Raw genomic sequence first — 17,082 nt, forward strand, 5'->3', positions numbered from 1 at the left:
ATGCCGAGCGACGGAGCATATCCCTGAAATAATCGCCATGGTCGAGCAACTGTTGGAAAAAGGCGTGGCTTATATCAGTGCCGGAAATGTCTACTTCAGCCTGGAAAAATTTCCCACCTATCACGAACTGGGCCAGCTGAAACTTCAAGACCAGCAAGCTACCGACCGGGTTGCTCATGACCCGCTGAAGCGCTCACAGTCGGATTTCGCGTTATGGTTTTCGACGTCGAAATTTCCCGATCAGATCATGAAGTGGGAATCGCCCTGGGGGCTTGGGTTTCCGGGCTGGCATATTGAATGTTCGGCTATGGCAAGCCGCTATCTCGGCGATCGAATCGACATCCATTGCGGGGGTATTGACCATATCAATGTGCACCACTCCAACGAGGTGGCCCAGTCGGAATGCTGTTTTGGCCACCGCTGGGTCAATTATTGGTTTCACTGTGAGTTTCTCAATGTCGATGCAGAGAAAATGTCCAAGTCCAAGGGCGAGTTCCTCACAGTCGACACACTGATCGATAAAGGCTACGACCCGCTCGCGTTCAGATTGCTGGTACTGGGATCCCATTACCGCAGCGCGTTGACGTTCTCGTGGGATGCCCTGGACGCAGCGTCGACCGCCTTACGCAAGGCTCGGCTGCGTATCGCGCAGATCCAGGGCGACAATGTCCAGCCGCAGGCTTCGTTCTCGCCAGAGTATGTTGCAGCTAAAACGCGTTTTTTCGGCGCGCTGGATAAGGATCTGCATACGCCAGGGGCGGTTGCCGAGCTGTGGTGGGTGCTCAAGGCTGATGTGTTGGATGACGCCGAACGCCTCGATTTACTGCGTAGTTTTGACGGCATACTCAGCGTGGGCTTGTTTGACGAGGTACAGGTTGAATTAACCCAGGAGCAGGCAAGTTTGATTGAGGCGCGACGTGTCGCACGCCTGATGAAGAACTGGTCAGAGTCTGATCGGATCAGGGACTTGCTGTTGGCGCAGGGTATCGGTGTCAGCGATCTGAAAGCTTGAGGCATCTGTGCATTGAACAAGGAGCGGCATTGTGGATGTAGCGCTAATCAGGCAGCAGTTTCCGGTCTTTTCCGTGCCCTCTCTGGAGGGTGCGGTATTTTTTGACGGCGCTGCAGGCACGCAGATGTGCAGCAGGGCACTGGAGGCGAGTGTCAGGGCGTCCATTGAAAACAACGCGAATCTGGGGGGGCATTTCTCGACCTCCATCATTGCCGAGCAGGATCTCGACCGCGCGCGATCGGCTGCAGCGGCACTGCTTAATGCATCGTGTGCGCAGGAAATTGTCTTCGGCCAGAACATGACCGCCCTGACGTTTCATATGTCGCGTTGCATCGGGCGAAGCCTGCGCAAGGGCGACGAGATCGTCCTGACCCGTTCAGACCACGAAGCCAATATCTCCCCTTGGCTTGAATTGGCAAAAGACCTGGAATTAACCGTGCGCTGGCTACCTTTCGATTTCGAAACCTATGGTTTTGATCTATCCCAGGCAGCCTCGTTGATCACTGAGCGCACCCGGGTCGTAGCCTTGAGCTATGCGAACAATGTCACGGGCACGATTAACGATGTAGCAGCAGTTGCAGCGTTGGCCAGAAACATGGGCGCGATCGTCTACGTGGATGCGGTTCAGTACGCCCCGCATGGCGTGATCGACGTCCAGGCCTTGGGGTGTGACTTGCTGGCCTGTTCTTCGCACAAGCTCTATGGACCTCATCAGGGGGTTCTGTGGGGCCGTCTTGCTCTGCTTGAGCAGCTCATTGCCTACAAACCTCGACCTACGCTCGATAAGCCTCCCTACAAGTTCGAAACCGGAACTAAAAGCAGGGAGGCCATCGCGGGTGTGGGAGGAGCGATCGAGCATTTAGCGTGGATAGGGCGCACCCTGGGTGGCAGCCCTGTGAATGGGAGCCAACGCAATCAGATCGTGAGTGGCATGCACGCGGTGATTGCCCATGAACAACGCTTGGTGCAAGAGGTGTTGGCGGGGCTCGAAGCACTGGACGAAGTGAAGATTTATGGCCTATGCAAGCCCCATGATCTGCAATGTCGAGTTCCAACCCTGTCTTTTACACTCAAGTCGACGCCCAGTGCGGTGGTCTCCCAGCATATGGCCCGGCAGGGCATTCGCCTCTGGCATGGCAATAACTTCAGCCCTGAAACCCTCCATGCACTCGGCCTTGACCAGAATGATGGTGTGGTCCGAATCAGCTTTGCTCAGTACACGTCTTCGGAGGATGTTCAGCGCTTCCTCTTGGCCATGCAGCATTTTCGCTGAGAGGCGTTGAGCCGCTGATGGCCGCCAGGATTATGAGGCAATCGCGGGTGAGCCCTGGCGCGAAGCACCCAGGAACCGCAACAACGCCACCAGCGGGAACGCACTGCCCACCAGCATCACGCCCAGCCAGCCGCCGTGTTCATACACGCTGCTGGCAATCGCCGAGCCGAAGGCGCCGCCGATGAAGATGCTGGTCATGTACAGCGCGTTCAGGCGGCTGCGGCTGTTGGCGTCGAGGGCGTAGATGGTGCGTTGGCCGAGGACCATGTTCATCTGCACGCAGAAGTCCAGGACCACGCCGGTCACCGCCAGGCCGATCACGCTGTACAACGGGTGCACAAAGGCTGGCAGAAAACTCAACGCGGCAAACAGCATGGCCAGCAGTGAAGCGCGGTGCGTGTGCCCGGCATCGGCCAGGCGCCCGGCGATAGGCGCGGCGATGGCGCCCAGGGCGCCGACCAGGGCAAACAGGGCGATTTCGCTTTGGCTCAGGCCGTGGTTACGCGCCAGCTCCAACGGTGCAGCGGTCCAGAACAGGCTGAAAGTGGCGAACATGCAGCCTTGGTAGAAGGCGCGCTGACGCAGTAGCGGTTGCTTGCGCAGCAAGGTGCCCAGCGAGCCCAGCAGTTGGCCGTAACTGGCGCTGTGGTCGGGTTGGCGCTTGGGGATAGTCAGCATCAGCACGGCACTGATAAACACCATCACCGCGGCCGCCGCCATGAACATCGCACGCCAGCCAAAGTGGTCAGCCACCAGGCTGGACACCGGCCGCGCCAGCAGGATGCCCAGCAACAGGCCGCCCATGATGCTGCCGACTACACGGCCTCGGGACTCGGCGGGCGCCAGGTGCGCGGCCAGCGGGATAAGAATCTGCACCGAGACGGAACTGAAGCCGATCAGCAACGACACAAGCAGGAACACATTCGGCTGCTCGGCAAACGCCGCACCCAGTAGGCTGGCGATGGCCACCAGGTTGGTGATGATCATCAGCTTGCGGTTTTCCAGCAGGTCGCCCAGCGGCACCAGAAAGAACAGGCCCAGGGCATAGCCGATTTGCGTGAGTGAGACAATCAGGCTCGCCAGTGCCGGGGTCAGGCCGATGTCCGGCGCGATCAACTCGATGATCGGCTGGGCGTAGTAGATGTTGGCAACAATGGCGCCGCAACAGAACGCAAACAGCATCACCATGCCTCGGGTCATGGTGCTTGAAGCGTGTGAGGTAGCGGTCATGGTGTTCTCATTCAAGCGAAGGAAGGTAGCGGGCGAGAGTAAAGACAACGTCTGCGCCGGTGTAGAGCGTGCGCATTGATATCACTCATGCCGCAAATTAATGACTGAATCGTTAACTTTTGGGGCGAGCGCCAATGATACATTCAGGCATAACTGTCGAAACAGGAAATCCACTGCGATGAAAATCACGCTGAACAAGATGCTCCTGGCCTCCACCCTGGCTGCGGCCATGGCCATCGGGCTGGCCAACGCCGCCGAAGCCCCACGGGTCGGCGTACGCGGCGCCATTACTGCGATGGACGGTGACGCGATGCACGTCAAGGTCAACAGTGGCGAAGAGGTGGTGGTGCATCTGACGCCGGCCACCCAGGTACGCGCCGTTACCCTGGCCAAGATCGATGAGATCAAGCCCGGCAGCTACATTGGCTCGGCCGCCATGCCGAACGCCGATGGCACCCTGACTGCGCTGGAAGTCCACGTATTCCCACCGGCCATGGCCGGCACGGGTGACGGGCACCGCGCGTTTGATTTGAAAGAAGGCAGCAGCATGACCAACGGCACGGTTGGCGACCTGGTGGTCAGCAACGGGCGCACCCTGACCGTGAAGTACAAAGGCGGCGAGCAGAAGATTGTGGTGCCGGATGATGTGCCGATCGTGAACCTGGAGCCGGGCGATCGCAGCTTGCTCAAGGCGGGCGTGAAGGTGGTGTTGTTTGCGGCGCAGGGCGCGGATGGGACCATTACGGCCCAGGCGATCTCGGCCGGCAAGGATGGCGTGACACCGCCGATGTAACGGACCCAACACAAAACAAATGTGGGAGCTGGCTTGTGTGGGAGCTGGCTTGCCTGCGATAGCATCCCCTAGGTGTAACTGACACACCGAGGTGATTGCATCGCAGGCAAGCCAGCTCCCACATTTGTTTTACCGCGTACCTTCAGTTATTGACCCGAATAGATCTGGTCAAAAACCCCGCCATCATTGAAGTGGGTCTTCTGCACGGTACGCCAGTCACCAAAGGTCTTCTCCACCGACAGGAAGTCGACTTTCGGGAAGCGGTCGGTGTACTTGGCCAGCACTTTCGGGTCACGTGGGCGCAGGTAGTTGTTGGCGGCGATTTCCTGACCTTCCGGCGACCACAGGTACTTCAGGTAATCCTCGGCAGCCACACGGGTGCCTTTCTTGTCGACCACTTTGTCGACCACCGACACCGGCGGCTCGGCTTCGGCGGAGACGCTTGGGTAGATCACTTCGAACTGATCACGGCCGAATTCACGGGCGATCATTTCCGCTTCGTTCTCAAAGGTCACCAGCACATCGCCGATCTGGTTGGTCATGAAGGTGGTGGTAGCGGCACGGCCGCCAGTGTCCAGCACCGGTGCATGTTTGAACAATTCACCGACGAACTTCTTCGCCTTGTCTTCATCACCACCATTTTTCAGCACATAACCCCAGGCCGACAGGTAGGTGTAGCGGCCATTACCCGAGGTCTTCGGGTTGGGCACGATTACTTGCACGCCATCTTTGAGCAGGTCGGGCCAGTCTTTCAGGGCTTTGGGGTTGCCCTTGCGCACGATAAACACGGTGGCGGAGGTGAACGGCGCGCTGTTGTTCGGCAGGCGCGTGACCCAGTTGTCCGGCACCAGTTTGCCGTTGTCCGCCAGGGCATTGATGTCGGTGGCCATGTTCATGGTGATTACATCCGCCGGCAGGCCGTCGATCACCGAGCGCGCTTGTTTGCTGGAACCGCCGAAGGACATCTGCAACGTCAGCTTGTCGTCCGGATGCTCGGCTTCCCAGTGCTTCTGGAAGGCGGCGTTGTAGTCCTTGTAGAAGTCGCGCATCACGTCGTAGGAGACGTTAAGCAGTGTGACCGGTGCGGCTTGCACGGCACCGGCCAGGGCCAGGCCCGCGGCCAGAAGAGAGGCGCTGAGGATTTTTTTCACTGCTCATTCCTTGTTGTTCGAGAGAAGACTGGGGGCAATTTGCCAGCAACTATAGCCGGGCCTGCATAGGCGTTTAAAGATTAAAACGTACTGTGCTTATTCCACTTTATGAAACAGGTTGCTGCCGCAGCGCGAGCAAAACGCTGCGTTGGGTTCGTGGCTGTTTTTCTTGCACACCGGGCAATCGTGTTCCAGTTGTTCCCCGCGCATGGCGCTGGCCAGTTCAGCGGTAAAAATCCCGGTGGGCACGGCGATGATCGAGTAACCGGTGATCATCACCAGCGATGAGATCACCTGGCCCAGCGGCGTCTTCGGCACGATATCGCCAAAGCCTACGGTGGTGAGGGTCACGATCGCCCAGTAAATGCCCTTGGGAATGCTGGTAAACCCGTGCTCCGGGCCTTCAATCACGTACATCAGGGTGCCGAATACCGTCACCAGGGTGCACACGCTGACCAGGAACACCACGATCTTCTGTTTGCTGCCGCGCAGCGCCGCCATCAAGTAGTTGGCTTGCTTGAGGTACGGGCTGAGCTTGAGCACGCGGAAAATCCGCAGCATCCGAATGATGCGGATAATCAGCAGGTATTGGGCATCGCTGTAATACAGCGCGAGGATGCCGGGCACGATGGCCAGCAAGTCCACCAAGCCATAAAAGCTGAAGGCGTAGCGCAAGGGTTTGGGCGAGCAGTACAGCCGCAAGCCGTACTCGATGGCGAAGATCAGCGTGAAGCCCCATTCGATATAGGCCAGCACATCGGCGTAGTTCTGGTGGATTTCGTCGATGCTGTCGAGCATCACGATCACAATGCTGGCAAGAATGATCAGTAGCAGGATGCCGTCAAAGCGCCGCCCGGCTGCGGTGTCGCTCTGGAATACCATGACATAGAGGCGCTGGCGCCAGTCGCTGTTGCTGTTCATAAAACCCGCCTGAATCGAATATCGAGCAAGCCTAGGGGGATTCGAACGGGCTGTCCACGCGGGCTTTGAACATCCGCTGCGTGGCGCGCACCAGCCAGCAGGCGAGGATAAACGGCGCAGTCAACGCGGGCAGGTGCAGGGTGGCAAAACCGGGTGTGAGGATAATCGCCAGCAGGATGCCCAGCAGTGGCAGCCACGGCTGGCGTCGTGACTGGCTCAAGGCCAGTGCCGCCAGCGCCGGGTTGTAGCTGTGCAGGCCGAGGAGGGCGCTGGCGGGTTCGTCGAGCAGTAGAGCGACCAGCACGCCAGCAGTAGCGCCGATCAAGGCCCACAGGGCGGCGCGCCGGTTGGCCAACAACAAGCCGACGGCAATCAAGACTCCCGCCAGTGGTTGGTCCAGCAGCATGACTTGCGCAAGGCCAATAAAGGGCGCGCTGACAATCGCAAAGAAGTTGGGCTCGACCAAGGCAAACGTAGGCTGAGGCGCGCTGCCGATCAACAGCCAACCCAGGCCGACAAAGGGCGCGGTGTACGCGGACAAGTCATCCGGGTGATGGGTATGTTTCAACCATAGCCGCGTGAGCATCGCACTCAGGCCGCCGCACGCCAGGATCAACGGCGGCAACAACGCAGACCAGGCGAAGTGCTGGCTGATCAACACACCCAGCAGCACGCCGTTGTAGCTATACAGGCCGGCCTGGCGCTCTGCCTTGGGATAACCCCGGCGCTGGGCCGTGAGCAAACCGGCGAGGCCGCCCAGCAACGCCCCGCCGAGCAAGGCCGGGGCGCCGATCAGGATGGCCAACAGGCACAGCAGGCCGCACAACGGCTGGCGCTGCAGGAATATCTGGCTGAAGCCGTTGAGCAGCGCTTCGGCCCAGTCGGGGCAGGTTGGGTTGTGCATGGTGGTTAGTCAGTGAGACCGAGTTGCCCTTATCGCAGGCAAGCCAGCTCCCACAGTTGGCTGTGTTCACACATAAAGAGGTGTGAACCCAATCAACTGTGGGAGCCGGGCTTGCCCGCGATGAGGCCCTTACAGACGCTAAATCAACGTCTCGATACGCAACGAATTGGTCGACCCCGGCTGCCCGAACGGCACCCCCGCGGTAATCACCAGGGTGTCCCCGCGCTGCGCCATGCCCTGCGCCTGGGCAATCTCCAGCGCCGTCGAGCACACCTCGTCCACCTGGCGCAGCCGGTCATTGACCACCGAATGCACGCCCCAGGCCACACTCAAACGCCGCGCCGTGGACAGGTTCGGCGTGAGGTTGAGGATCGGCGCCACCGGCCGTTCCCGCGCCGCGCGCAAGCTGGAACTGCCGGACTCGCTGTAGTTCACCAGCACCGCCACCGGCAGGATGCTGCTGATGCGCCGGATCGCGCAGCTGATGGCGTCCGACACCGTGGCATCCGCCTTGGGCCGGCTCACATCCAGTTGCGTCTGGTAATCCGGGCCGTTTTCCACTTGGCGGATGATCTTGCTCATCATCTGTACGGCTTCGAGCGGGTATTCGCCCGAGGCGGTTTCGGCCGAGAGCATCACCGCGTCCGCGCCTTCGGCCACGGCGTTGGCTACGTCGGTCACTTCGGCGCGGGTCGGTGCCGGTGAGAAGCGCATGGATTCGAGCATCTGCGTGGCCACCACCACCGGTTTACCCAATTGGCGGCAAGTGCTGATGATATCTTTCTGGATCTGCGGCACGCTCTCGGCGGGCACCTCCACGCCCAGGTCGCCTCTGGCCACCATGATCGCGTCGCTCAGTTCGGCAATTTCCCGCAAGCGCAGCACGGCTGAGGGTTTTTCGATCTTGGCCATCAGGAAGGCTTTGTCGCCGATCAGTTCGCGGGCTTCGCGGATATCTTCCGGACGTTGCACAAACGACAGCGCCACCCAATCCACGCCCAGCTCCAGGCCGAAGCTCAGGTCGCGGCGGTCCTTGGCGGTCAGCGGGCTGAGTTCCAGCAGCGCTTGCGGCACATTCACGCCTTTACGGTCGGACAGCTCGCCGCCATTGAGCACGGTGGTGTCGATGGCGTCGGCATGTTTGGTGATCACGCGCAGGCGCAATTTGCCGTCGTCCAGCAGCAGGTCCATGCCCGGCTCCAGCGCCGCGATAATCTCGGGATGGGGCAGGTTGACCCGGCGCTGATCGCCCGGGGTCGGGTCCAGGTCCAGGCGCAGCGCCTGGCCGCGCACCAGTTGCACTTTGCCCTCGGCAAAGCGCCCGACCCGCAGCTTCGGCCCTTGCAGGTCCATGAGGATGCCCAGCGGGTAATTGAGCTGGCGCTCCACCTGGCGAATCCACTGGTAGCGCTGGGCGTGGTCGGCATGCTCGCCGTGGCTGAAGTTCAGCCGGAAGATATTCACCCCGGCTTCCACCAACTCGCGGATGTCATCGATGCCATCGGTGGCTGGGCCGAGGGTGGCGAGGATTTTGACTTTCTTGTCAGGCGTCATGTTTGGCAGTCTCAAGAATCAGGATGGCGCGCAAGTCATTGACATTGGTGCGGGTCGGCTCGGTGACGATCAAACCGTCGAGTGCGGCGAAGTAGCCATAGCCATTGTTGTTGTCCAGCTCGTCGCTGGCCGACAGGCCCAGGGCTTCGGCGCGGCGGTAGCTGCACGGGGTCATGATTGCGCCGGCGTTGTCTTCGGAGCCGTCGATGCCGTCGGTGTCACCGGCCAGTGCGTACACGCCGGGCAGGCCTTTGAGGCTGTCGGTCAGGCTCAGCAGGAATTCGGCATTACGCCCGCCACGGCCATTGCCGCGCACGGTGACGGTGGTTTCACCGCCCGAGAGAATCACGCACGGCGCCGCCAAGGGCTGGCCATGCTGCACGATCTGCCGGGCGATACCGGCGTGTACCTTGGCCACGTCGCGTGCTTCACCTTCGAGGTCACCGAGGATCAACGGGCTGAACCCGGCCTGGCGAACTTTCACCGCTACCGCTTCCAGCGATTGCTGCGGGCGGGCGATCAACTGGAAGTGGCTGCGGGCGAGCACCGGGTCGCCGGGTTTGACGGTTTCCGAGGCGGGGTTCTGCAACCAGCTGCGCACCGATGCCGACGCCTCAATGTTGTAGCGCTTGAGAATCGCCAGGGCTTGCTGCGAGGTGCTCGGGTCGCCGACGGTGGGGCCGGAGGCGATCACCGTGGCCTGGTCGCCCGGCACATCCGAGATGGCGTAGGTGTACACCGTCGCCGGCCATGCGGCCTTGGCCAACCGGCCGCCCTTGATGGCCGAGAGGTGCTTGCGCACGCAATTCATCTCGCCAATGGTCGCGCCGGATTTGAGCAAGGCTTTGTTAATGGTTTGTTTGTCGGCCAGGGTGATGCCTTCGGCGGGCAGGGCCAGCAAGGCCGAACCACCGCCGGAGAGCAGGAAGATCACGCGGTCGTCTTCGGTGAGGTTGCTGATCAGTTCCAGCACACGCTTGGCGACGGCCAGGCCGGCCGCATCGGGCACCGGGTGTGCGGCCTCGACCACTTCGATTTTCTTGCACGGTGCGTCGTGGCCGTAACGGGTGACCACCAGGCCCGAGACTTCGCCCTGCCAGCAGTTCTCGACCACCAGCGCCATGGCGGCCGCGGCTTTGCCGGCGCCGATCACGATTACACGGCCGCTGCGGTCGGCGGGCAGATAAGGTTCAAGGACTTGTCGGGGGTGGGCGGCGTCGATGGCTGTGGCAAACAGCTCGCGAAGCAGGTGTTGCGGATCGACCGACATAAGCGGGCTCCCGGGGGATTCTTGTTATTAGAATTAAGACTTGAAACGGGATCAAAATGTGGGAGCTGGCTTGCCTGCGATAGCGGTGTACCAGGCAATGAATGTCTAACTGAAAGACCGCTATCGCAGGCAAGCCAGCTCCCACATTGGCCTGCATTTCAAATCGAATTACTTATCGCGAATCGAAAAATTCGCCATATGCTCCAACCCTTTGATCAGCGCCGAGTGGTCCCAATTACCGCCACCAATCGCCGTGCACGTGCTGAACACCTGCTGCGTGCCAGCCGTGTTCGGCAGGTTGATCCCCAGCTCCTTGGCCCCGGCCAGCGCCAGGTTGAGGTCTTTCTGGTGCAGGTTGATGCGGAAGCCCGGATCAAAGGTGCCCTTGATCATGCGCTCGCCATGCACTTCCAGGATCTTCGACGAAGCAAACCCGCCCATCAGCGCTTCGCGCACCTTGGCCGGGTCGGCGCCGTTCTTCGATGCGAACAGCAGTGCTTCGGCCACTGCCTGGATGTTCAGCGCGACGATGATCTGATTCGCCACCTTGGCGGTCTGGCCATCGCCATTGCCGCCGACCAGGGTGATGTTCTTGCCCATGGCCTGGAACAGCGGCAGGGCGCGTTCGAACGTCTGCGGCTCGCCACCGATCATGATGCTCAAGGTGCCGGCCTTGGCGCCGACTTCACCGCCGGACACAGGCGCGTCGAGGTATTGCGCGCCGGTTGCATTGATCTTGGCGGCAAAGGCCTTGGTGGCGGTGGGGGAGATCGAACTCATGTCGATCACTACTTTGTTGGGTGACAGGCCGGCGGCAACACCGTCGGCGCGGAACAGCACATCGTCCACCTGTGGGGTGTCGGGCACCATCACGATGATGAACTCGGCTTCCTGGGCGACTTGCTGCGGGTTGGCCAGGGCCACGGCACCCGCCGCGATCAGGGCTTCGGGCGCCTTGCCGTGATGCTCGGACAGAAACAGTTGGTGGCCGGCCTTTTGCAGGTTGGCGGCCATGGGTTGGCCCATGATGCCGGTGCCGATAAATCCGATTTTAGCCATGATCAACATCCTCTTTTTATTCTAGGTGCAGGGCGGACACGGTCCACCAAACACTGAAGATCCAAATGTGGGAGCTGGCTTGCCTGCGATGGCATCACCCGGTTTTGCCTGATACACCGCAGTGTCTGCATCGCAGGCAAGCCAGCTCCCACCTTCTTTTGTGTTGTGTCAGTCAGATGGCGTTATGGGTCTTGAGCCAACCCAGTCCCGCCTCGGTGGTGGTCAGCGGCTTGTACTCACAGCCGACCCAACCGGTGTAACCAATCCGATCCAGATGCTCGAACAGGAAGCGATAGTTGATCTCCCCGGTCCCCGGCTCGTTACGCCCAGGGTTGTCGGCCAACTGGATGTGGTTGATCTCACCCAGGTGCGCAGCCATGGTTCGGGCCAGGTCGCCTTCCATGATTTGCATGTGGTAGATGTCGTATTGCAGGAACAGGTTGGCGCTGCCCACCTGCTCGCGAATCGACAGGGCCTGCGCCGTGTTGTTCAGGTAGAAACCCGGGATGTCGCGGGTGTTGATCATCTCCATCACCAGCTTGATGCCCGCCGCTTGCAGCTTGTCGGCGGCGTACTTGAGGTTGGCGACAAAGGTCTTTTCTACGGTTTCGTCATCCACACCGGCGGGGCGAATCCCGGCCAGGCAGTTGATCTGGGTATTGCCCAGCACTTGGGCGTAGGCGATGGCCAGCTTGACCCCGGCACGGAACTCCTCGACCCGGTCCGGGTGGCACGCCAAACCGCGCTCGCCCTTGGCCCAGTCACCCGCCGGCAGGTTGAACAGCACTTGGGTCAGGCCGTTGGCATCCAGCTGCGCCTTGATCTCGGCGGAGCTGAACTCGTACGGGAACAGGTATTCCACACCCTGGAAGCCGGCGTCGGCGGCCGCTTTGAAACGGGCGAGAAAGTCCTGCTCGGTAAACAGCATGGACAGGTTGGCGGCAAAACGCGGCATAGGGTTCTCCTTAATCGAGCAGGGAAATGGCAGTCGGCGCGTCGTTGCCGACCAGGGCCAGATCTTCGAATTCGTTGACGGCGTTGATCTCGGTGCCCATGGAAATATTGGTCACGCGTTCCAGAATAATCTCAACAATCACCGGAACCTTGAATTCTTCGATCATTTCCTGCGCCTTGCGCAACGCCGGCTGGATCTGGCCCGGCTCGAATACGCGCAGCGCCTTGCAACCCAAGCCTTCGGCGACAGCGACGTGGTCAACGCCATACCCGTTGAGTTCCGGGGCGTTGAGGTTGTCGAAGGACAGCTGCACGCAGTAGTCCATTTCAAACCCGCGCTGGGCCTGGCGAATCAGGCCCAGGTAGGAGTTGTTCACCACTACGTGGATGTACGGCAGCTTGAACTGCGCGCCCACCGCCAGCTCTTCGATCATGAACTGGAAGTCATAGTCGCCCGACAACGCCACCACCTTGCGGCTCGGGTCGGCCTTGACCACGCCGAGTGCCGCCGGAATGGTCCAGCCCAAGGGGCCGGCCTGGCCGCAGTTGATCCAGTGACGTGGCTTGTATACGTGCAGGAATTGCGCGCCGGCAATCTGCGACAGGCCGATGGTGCTGACGTAACAGGTGTCTTTGCCGAACACCTGGTTCATCTCTTCGTACACGCGTTGCGGCTTGACCGGCACGTTGTCGAAGTGGGTCTTGCGGTGCAGGGTGGCCTTGCGCTGCTGGCAGTCATGCAGCCAGGCGCTGCGATCCTTGAGCTTGCCGGCGGCTTTCCACTCGCGGGCCACTTCAATGAACATCGTCAGCGCAGAACCGGCGTCAGACACTATGCCCAGGTCCGGCGTGAACACGCGGCCAATCTGCGTCGGTTCGATGTCGACGTGAATGAACGTGCGGCCTTCGGTGTATACCTCCACCGAACCAGTGTGGCGGTTGGCCCAGCGGTTGCCGATGCCCAGCACCACGTCCGACTTGAGCATCGTTGCGTTGCCATAGCGGTGCGAGGTTTGCAGGCCGACCATGCCCACCATCAGCGGGTGATCGTCCGGGATCGTGCCCCAGCCCATCAGGGTCGGGATCACCGGGATGCCGGTGAGTTCAGCAAACTCAACCAGTAGCTCGCTGGCGTCGGCATTGATCACGCCGCCACCGCTGACCAGCAAGGGGCGTTCGGCCGCATCCAGCAGCGCCAGGGCTTTTTCCACCTGGATGCGCGTAGCCAAGGGCTTGGCCAGCGGCAGTGGCTGGTAGGCGTCGATATCGAATTCGATCTCGGCCATCTGCACGTCGAACGGCAGGTCGATCAGCACCGGGCCAGGGCGGCCGGAGCGCATTTCATAAAAGGCTTTCTGGAACGCGTAGGGCACTTGGCCGGGCTCCAGAACAGTGGTCGCCCACTTGGTCACCGGCTTGACGATGCTGGTGATATCCACGGCCTGGAAGTCTTCCTTGTGCATCCGTGCACGTGGGGCCTGGCCGGTGATGCACAGAATCGGGATCGAGTCGGCCGAGGCGCTGTACAGGCCGGTGACCATGTCGGTGCCCGCCGGGCCGGAAGTACCGATGCACACGCCGATATTGCCGGCTTTGGTGCGGGTGTAGCCCTCGGCCATGTGCGAGGCGCCTTCAACGTGGCGAGCAAGGACGTGATCGATGCCACCGACCTTCTGCAAGGCCGAATACAGCGGGTTGATCGCGGCGCCCGGGATACCGAAGGCGGTGTCCACGCCTTCACGGCGCATTACCAGGACGGCGGCTTCGATTGCTCTCATTTTGCTCATGGTTTTGGTGCCTCTTGCGTTTTGTAATTGTATACAAGTGGTGTCTGGACAAAGTGTATTCACGGCGAGCTGCGAAGGTCAATGCATTTTGCAAAGTGGCCATGGCGTTCGTCGGAAGCACTTTTTTCGACGTGTGGAGCCTTTATGCGAAAATATTGTATACAAAAATAAATGTCATTGTGTTCTATTTGTTTGATCGAGCATCTGATCAAACAGACCTCCACCGCATTCCCAATAACAAAAGAAGGACGGCACCATGAGCGCTTTAACCTTGAAACTTGCCACCCAACTCGCCAGCCAGGCCCTCACCGCAGGCCGCACGATCTCGGCTGCGCCGCTGACCATCGCGGTGCTCGACAGCGGCGGCCACTTGATCACCCTGCAACGCGAAGACGGCGCCAGCCTGCTGCGCCCACAAATCGCCATCGGCAAGGCCTGGGGCGCGATTGCACTGGGCAAGGGCTCGCGCCTGCTGGCGCTGGACGCACAGCAGCGCCCAGCGTTTATCGCCGCGTTGAACAGCCTGGGGCAGGGCAGCGTGGTGCCGGCACCGGGTGGTGTGTTGATACGGAATCAGGATGGGGTAGTGCTGGGGGCGATCGGGATCAGCGGAGATACCTCGGATATTGATGAGCAGTGCGCGATTACGGCTATCGAGGGGGTGGGGTTGTTGGCGGATGCGGGGGTTTCTGCTTGATTCTGTGGTGACTGTAAGGGCCTCTTCGCGAGCAAGCCCGCTCCCACACTTGGCTGCATTCCAAAGGTGGAACTCGGTCAAGTGTGGGAGCGGGCTTGCTCGCGAAGGCGGCGACCCGGTCTTGGCTTTAAACCCAAATCGCATCCCACAACGGATAGTCGCCAATCCGCTCTACCAACCCTGCTCGCAGTGGATTGGCCACCACATACCTGGCCATTTTTACCAAATCATCCTCCCTGCGCAGTGCCCGATCATGAAAACCGGTTTGCCAAAGCCGGCCCTTGCGCCCGGTTGCACCATTCACCGATCGCGTACTTTTGGATTTCACCTGACACATCAAATCCCCCAACGAGCCTTTTTGCAGTTCGATCAGCCAGTGGAAATGGTCTGGCATCACCACCCAGGCCAATGAATTAGCCAGGCCTTGGTATTGGGCCAGTCTGAACTGCCAGACCACCAGGCGGCCGAGGTGAAAGTCGCCGAATAGTGGGACTCGCTCCTGGGTGTTGGTGGTGATCAGGTAGACGCGGTTCGGTTCGCTGAACCGCCCGATGCGCAGGCGGTGTGAAGTCGCTAGATCAGGCATTCCATGGCCTCTCTTCAGATGGGTTCTGAGAGGCTAGATCTCGGTGGCTGACGCTGATCGGCAGGCTTTTGGCAGGATGTGTCTGGATGGGCGCTTTCGCGAGCAAGCCCGCTCCCACATGGGGTCTGCGGTGTTAATACAATTTATGTCTCGCGCGGATCAAAATGTGGGAGCGGGCTTGCTCGCGAATAGCACCGTCACCTCGGCCCATCAGCCCAACTCACACCCCTTCAACACCAACCGAATAATCGTTTGCGCCGCCGCCTCATAATCCGCCTCATCCAGCTTGGCTTTGCCGGTCACCGCCGATATCTGCCAGTCAAAATCGGCATAGGTCTGCGTCGCCGCCCAGATGCTGAACATCAGGTGGTTGGGGTCTATGGCGGCGATCAGGCCGCGATCTACCCAGCTTTGGATGCAGTTGATGTTGTGCTTGGCCTGGGCGTTGAGCTGCTCGATCTGCTCGGGGCTCAGGTGCGGGGCGCCGTGCATGATTTCGCTGGCAAACACCTTGGATGCAAACGGCAAATCGCGGGAGATGCGGATTTTCGAGCGGATGTAGTTGCTCAGCACCACCGACGGCTCGCCCTCGGGGTTGAACGGTGTGGAGGCGGCCAGGATCGGCTCGATAATGCTTTCGAGCACCTCTCGGTAGAGGTTGTCCTTGGACCTGAAGTAGTAATAGACGTTGGGCTTGGGCAGCCCGGCCTTGGCGGCGATGTCGCTGGTTTTGGTCGCGGCGAAGCCCTTGTCGGCAAACTCCTCGCTGGCCGCCCGCAGGATCTTTTCTTTATTGCGCTCGCGAATGGTGCTCATAAACCAGGAGTTTCCTTGCCAGATCGGCGGTTGTGCATGGTAGCACCGGCTATCCGCGAGCCTCAAGAATGCGCCCGTAAAGCTTTGCGCCGCGCTATGCTCGGCGTTTCTCATTCTTATGGAAGCCCGATTGATGGCAGGAAGCAGCTTGTTGGTATTGATCGACGATATCGCCGCCGTACTCGATGACGTTGCGCTGATGACCAAAATGGCCGCCAAGAAGACCGCCGGCGTGCTGGGCGATGACTTGGCACTCAACGCCCAGCAGGTTTCCGGCGTGCGCGCCGAGCGGGAAATCCCTGTGGTGTGGGCGGTGGCCAAGGGGTCGTTTGTCAACAAACTGATCCTGGTGCCGGCGGCATTGCTGATCAGCGCCTTTGCGCCGTGGGCGGTCACGCCGCTGTTGATGCTCGGCGGCGCCTATTTGTGTTTTGAAGGCTTTGAGAAGCTTGCGCACACCTTCTTGCATAAACGCACCGAAGAACAGGCTCACCTGGTTGAAGCCGTGGCTGATCCGGCGACTGACTTGGTGGCATTTGAGAAGGACAAGATCAAAGGTGCAATTCGCACCGATTTCATCCTCTCGGCGGAAATCATCGCCATCACCCTGGGTACCGTTGCGGATGCGCCTTTGATGCAGCAAGTGATAGTGCTGTCGGGCATCGCCATTGTCATGACCATTGGCGTGTACGGGCTGGTGGCCGGTATCGTCAAGCTCGATGACCTGGGTCTGTGGCTGACGCAAAAGCCCGGCCAGGCGGCTCGCAGTATCGGTGGGGCGATCTTGCGCGCCGCGCCTTACATGATGAAAAGTCTGTCGGTGATCGGCACAGCGGCGATGTTCATGGTCGGCGGCGGCATACTCACCCATGGCGTGCCGGCGGTGCATCACTGGATCGAGACGCTCAGCCAGAGTGTCGGCGCGGCGGCGTGGTTGATGCCTACGTTGCTCAACGCAGTGGCCGGGATTATTGCCGGGGCGCTGGTGCTGGCCGTGGTTTCACTGGTAGGCAAAGTGTGGCGCGCGCTGAAACGCTAGATTGGCATTCGGCGGGCATATAGATACTATGCTAAT

Annotated in this window: 16 protein-coding genes; 5 read left to right on the top strand and 11 right to left on the bottom strand. The window is 60.4% G+C overall.

Translation table 11 applies throughout. The features are described from left to right. Together cysS and HBO23_RS23680 are read left to right on the top strand one after the other, a co-directional pair. Positions 1–1,012 (top strand): cysteine--tRNA ligase (gene cysS, locus HBO23_RS23675; protein ID WP_170039943.1); only part of this gene is annotated, 1,012 nt, incomplete at its 5' end. A 31-nt stretch (positions 1,013–1,043) separates the two neighbouring features. Then, positions 1,044–2,285 carry a cysteine desulfurase-like protein gene (locus HBO23_RS23680; RefSeq protein WP_017136231.1) on the top strand — a complete coding sequence of 414 codons (1,242 nt, stop codon included), beginning with the start codon at positions 1,044–1,046 and terminating at the stop codon, positions 2,283–2,285. Between the two features lie 30 nt (positions 2,286–2,315). Here the strand turns inward: HBO23_RS23680 and HBO23_RS23685 are convergent, their stop codons facing one another. Then, positions 2,316–3,515 carry an MFS transporter gene (locus HBO23_RS23685; RefSeq protein WP_170039945.1) on the bottom strand — a complete coding sequence of 400 codons (1,200 nt, stop codon included), beginning with the start codon at positions 3,513–3,515 and terminating at the stop codon, positions 2,316–2,318. A gap of 178 nt (positions 3,516–3,693) precedes the next feature. On the opposite strand from HBO23_RS23685, the gene HBO23_RS23690 reads away from it, so the two are divergent. After that, the gene (locus HBO23_RS23690) at positions 3,694–4,308 is read left to right on the top strand and encodes a DUF5666 domain-containing protein (RefSeq protein WP_017136233.1); all 615 of its coding nucleotides are present in this window, start codon (positions 3,694–3,696) and stop codon (positions 4,306–4,308) included. A 146-nt stretch (positions 4,309–4,454) separates the two neighbouring features. Here the strand turns inward: HBO23_RS23690 and HBO23_RS23695 are convergent, their stop codons facing one another. From HBO23_RS23695 to gcl, 8 genes are all read right to left on the bottom strand, one after another. Further along, positions 4,455–5,459 (bottom strand): sulfate ABC transporter substrate-binding protein, encoded by a 1,005-nt coding sequence (locus tag HBO23_RS23695; RefSeq protein WP_170039947.1) that lies wholly within the window; start codon positions 5,457–5,459, stop codon positions 4,455–4,457. Positions 5,460–5,555: 96 nt separating this feature from the next. Then, positions 5,556–6,380, bottom strand: a complete 825-nt coding sequence (locus HBO23_RS23700; protein WP_017136235.1) for an ion transporter — start codon at positions 6,378–6,380, stop codon at positions 5,556–5,558. Positions 6,381–6,411: 31 nt separating this feature from the next. Continuing rightward, entirely contained in the window at positions 6,412–7,284 is an 873-nt protein-coding gene (locus tag HBO23_RS23705) for an urea transporter (RefSeq protein ID WP_169985739.1), read from the bottom strand. 138 nt (positions 7,285–7,422) lie between these two features. Continuing rightward, the gene (gene pyk, locus HBO23_RS23710) at positions 7,423–8,838 is read right to left on the bottom strand and encodes a pyruvate kinase (protein WP_170039950.1); all 1,416 of its coding nucleotides are present in this window, start codon (positions 8,836–8,838) and stop codon (positions 7,423–7,425) included. After that, positions 8,828–10,108, bottom strand: coding sequence for a glycerate kinase (locus HBO23_RS23715; RefSeq protein ID WP_170039952.1), 1,281 nt, complete (start codon positions 10,106–10,108; stop codon positions 8,828–8,830). Before HBO23_RS23715 ends, pyk begins: the two co-directional genes overlap by 11 nt. A 168-nt stretch (positions 10,109–10,276) precedes the next feature. Then, positions 10,277–11,167: a 2-hydroxy-3-oxopropionate reductase gene (locus HBO23_RS23720; RefSeq protein ID WP_026013623.1), complete on the bottom strand. Its 891-nt coding sequence runs from the start codon at positions 11,165–11,167 to the stop codon at positions 10,277–10,279. A gap of 172 nt (positions 11,168–11,339) precedes the next feature. Then, positions 11,340–12,122 carry a hydroxypyruvate isomerase gene (gene hyi / locus HBO23_RS23725; RefSeq protein WP_017136239.1) on the bottom strand — a complete coding sequence of 261 codons (783 nt, stop codon included), beginning with the start codon at positions 12,120–12,122 and terminating at the stop codon, positions 11,340–11,342. A gap of 10 nt (positions 12,123–12,132) precedes the next feature. Then, positions 12,133–13,908 carry a glyoxylate carboligase gene (gene gcl, locus HBO23_RS23730; RefSeq protein ID WP_099549032.1) on the bottom strand — a complete coding sequence of 592 codons (1,776 nt, stop codon included), beginning with the start codon at positions 13,906–13,908 and terminating at the stop codon, positions 12,133–12,135. Positions 13,909–14,164: 256 nt separating this feature from the next. Here gcl and HBO23_RS23735 point away from each other — a divergent pair, with 256 nt between their 5' ends. After that, positions 14,165–14,605: a heme-binding protein gene (locus HBO23_RS23735; protein ID WP_017136241.1), complete on the top strand. Its 441-nt coding sequence runs from the start codon at positions 14,165–14,167 to the stop codon at positions 14,603–14,605. 127 nt (positions 14,606–14,732) lie between these two features. On the opposite strand, the gene HBO23_RS23740 is transcribed toward HBO23_RS23735, so the two are convergent. Then, a complete protein-coding gene (locus tag HBO23_RS23740) occupies positions 14,733–15,191 on the bottom strand; it encodes a transposase (protein WP_099549031.1) in 459 nt (152 codons plus the stop codon). A gap of 210 nt (positions 15,192–15,401) precedes the next feature. Continuing rightward, positions 15,402–16,007 (bottom strand): TetR/AcrR family transcriptional regulator, encoded by a 606-nt coding sequence (locus HBO23_RS23745; protein ID WP_017136243.1) that lies wholly within the window; start codon positions 16,005–16,007, stop codon positions 15,402–15,404. A gap of 133 nt (positions 16,008–16,140) precedes the next feature. Between HBO23_RS23745 and HBO23_RS23750 the strand changes: the two genes are divergently transcribed. After that, on the top strand, positions 16,141–17,046 hold the full coding sequence (locus tag HBO23_RS23750; protein ID WP_017136244.1) for a DUF808 domain-containing protein: 906 nt from the start codon (positions 16,141–16,143) through the stop codon (positions 17,044–17,046). The last annotated feature ends 36 nt before the right edge of the window (positions 17,047–17,082 follow it).

The sequence above is a fragment of the Pseudomonas sp. WS 5532 genome (assembly GCF_012985445.1).
Classification (GTDB): domain Bacteria; phylum Pseudomonadota; class Gammaproteobacteria; order Pseudomonadales; family Pseudomonadaceae; genus Aquipseudomonas; species Aquipseudomonas edaphica.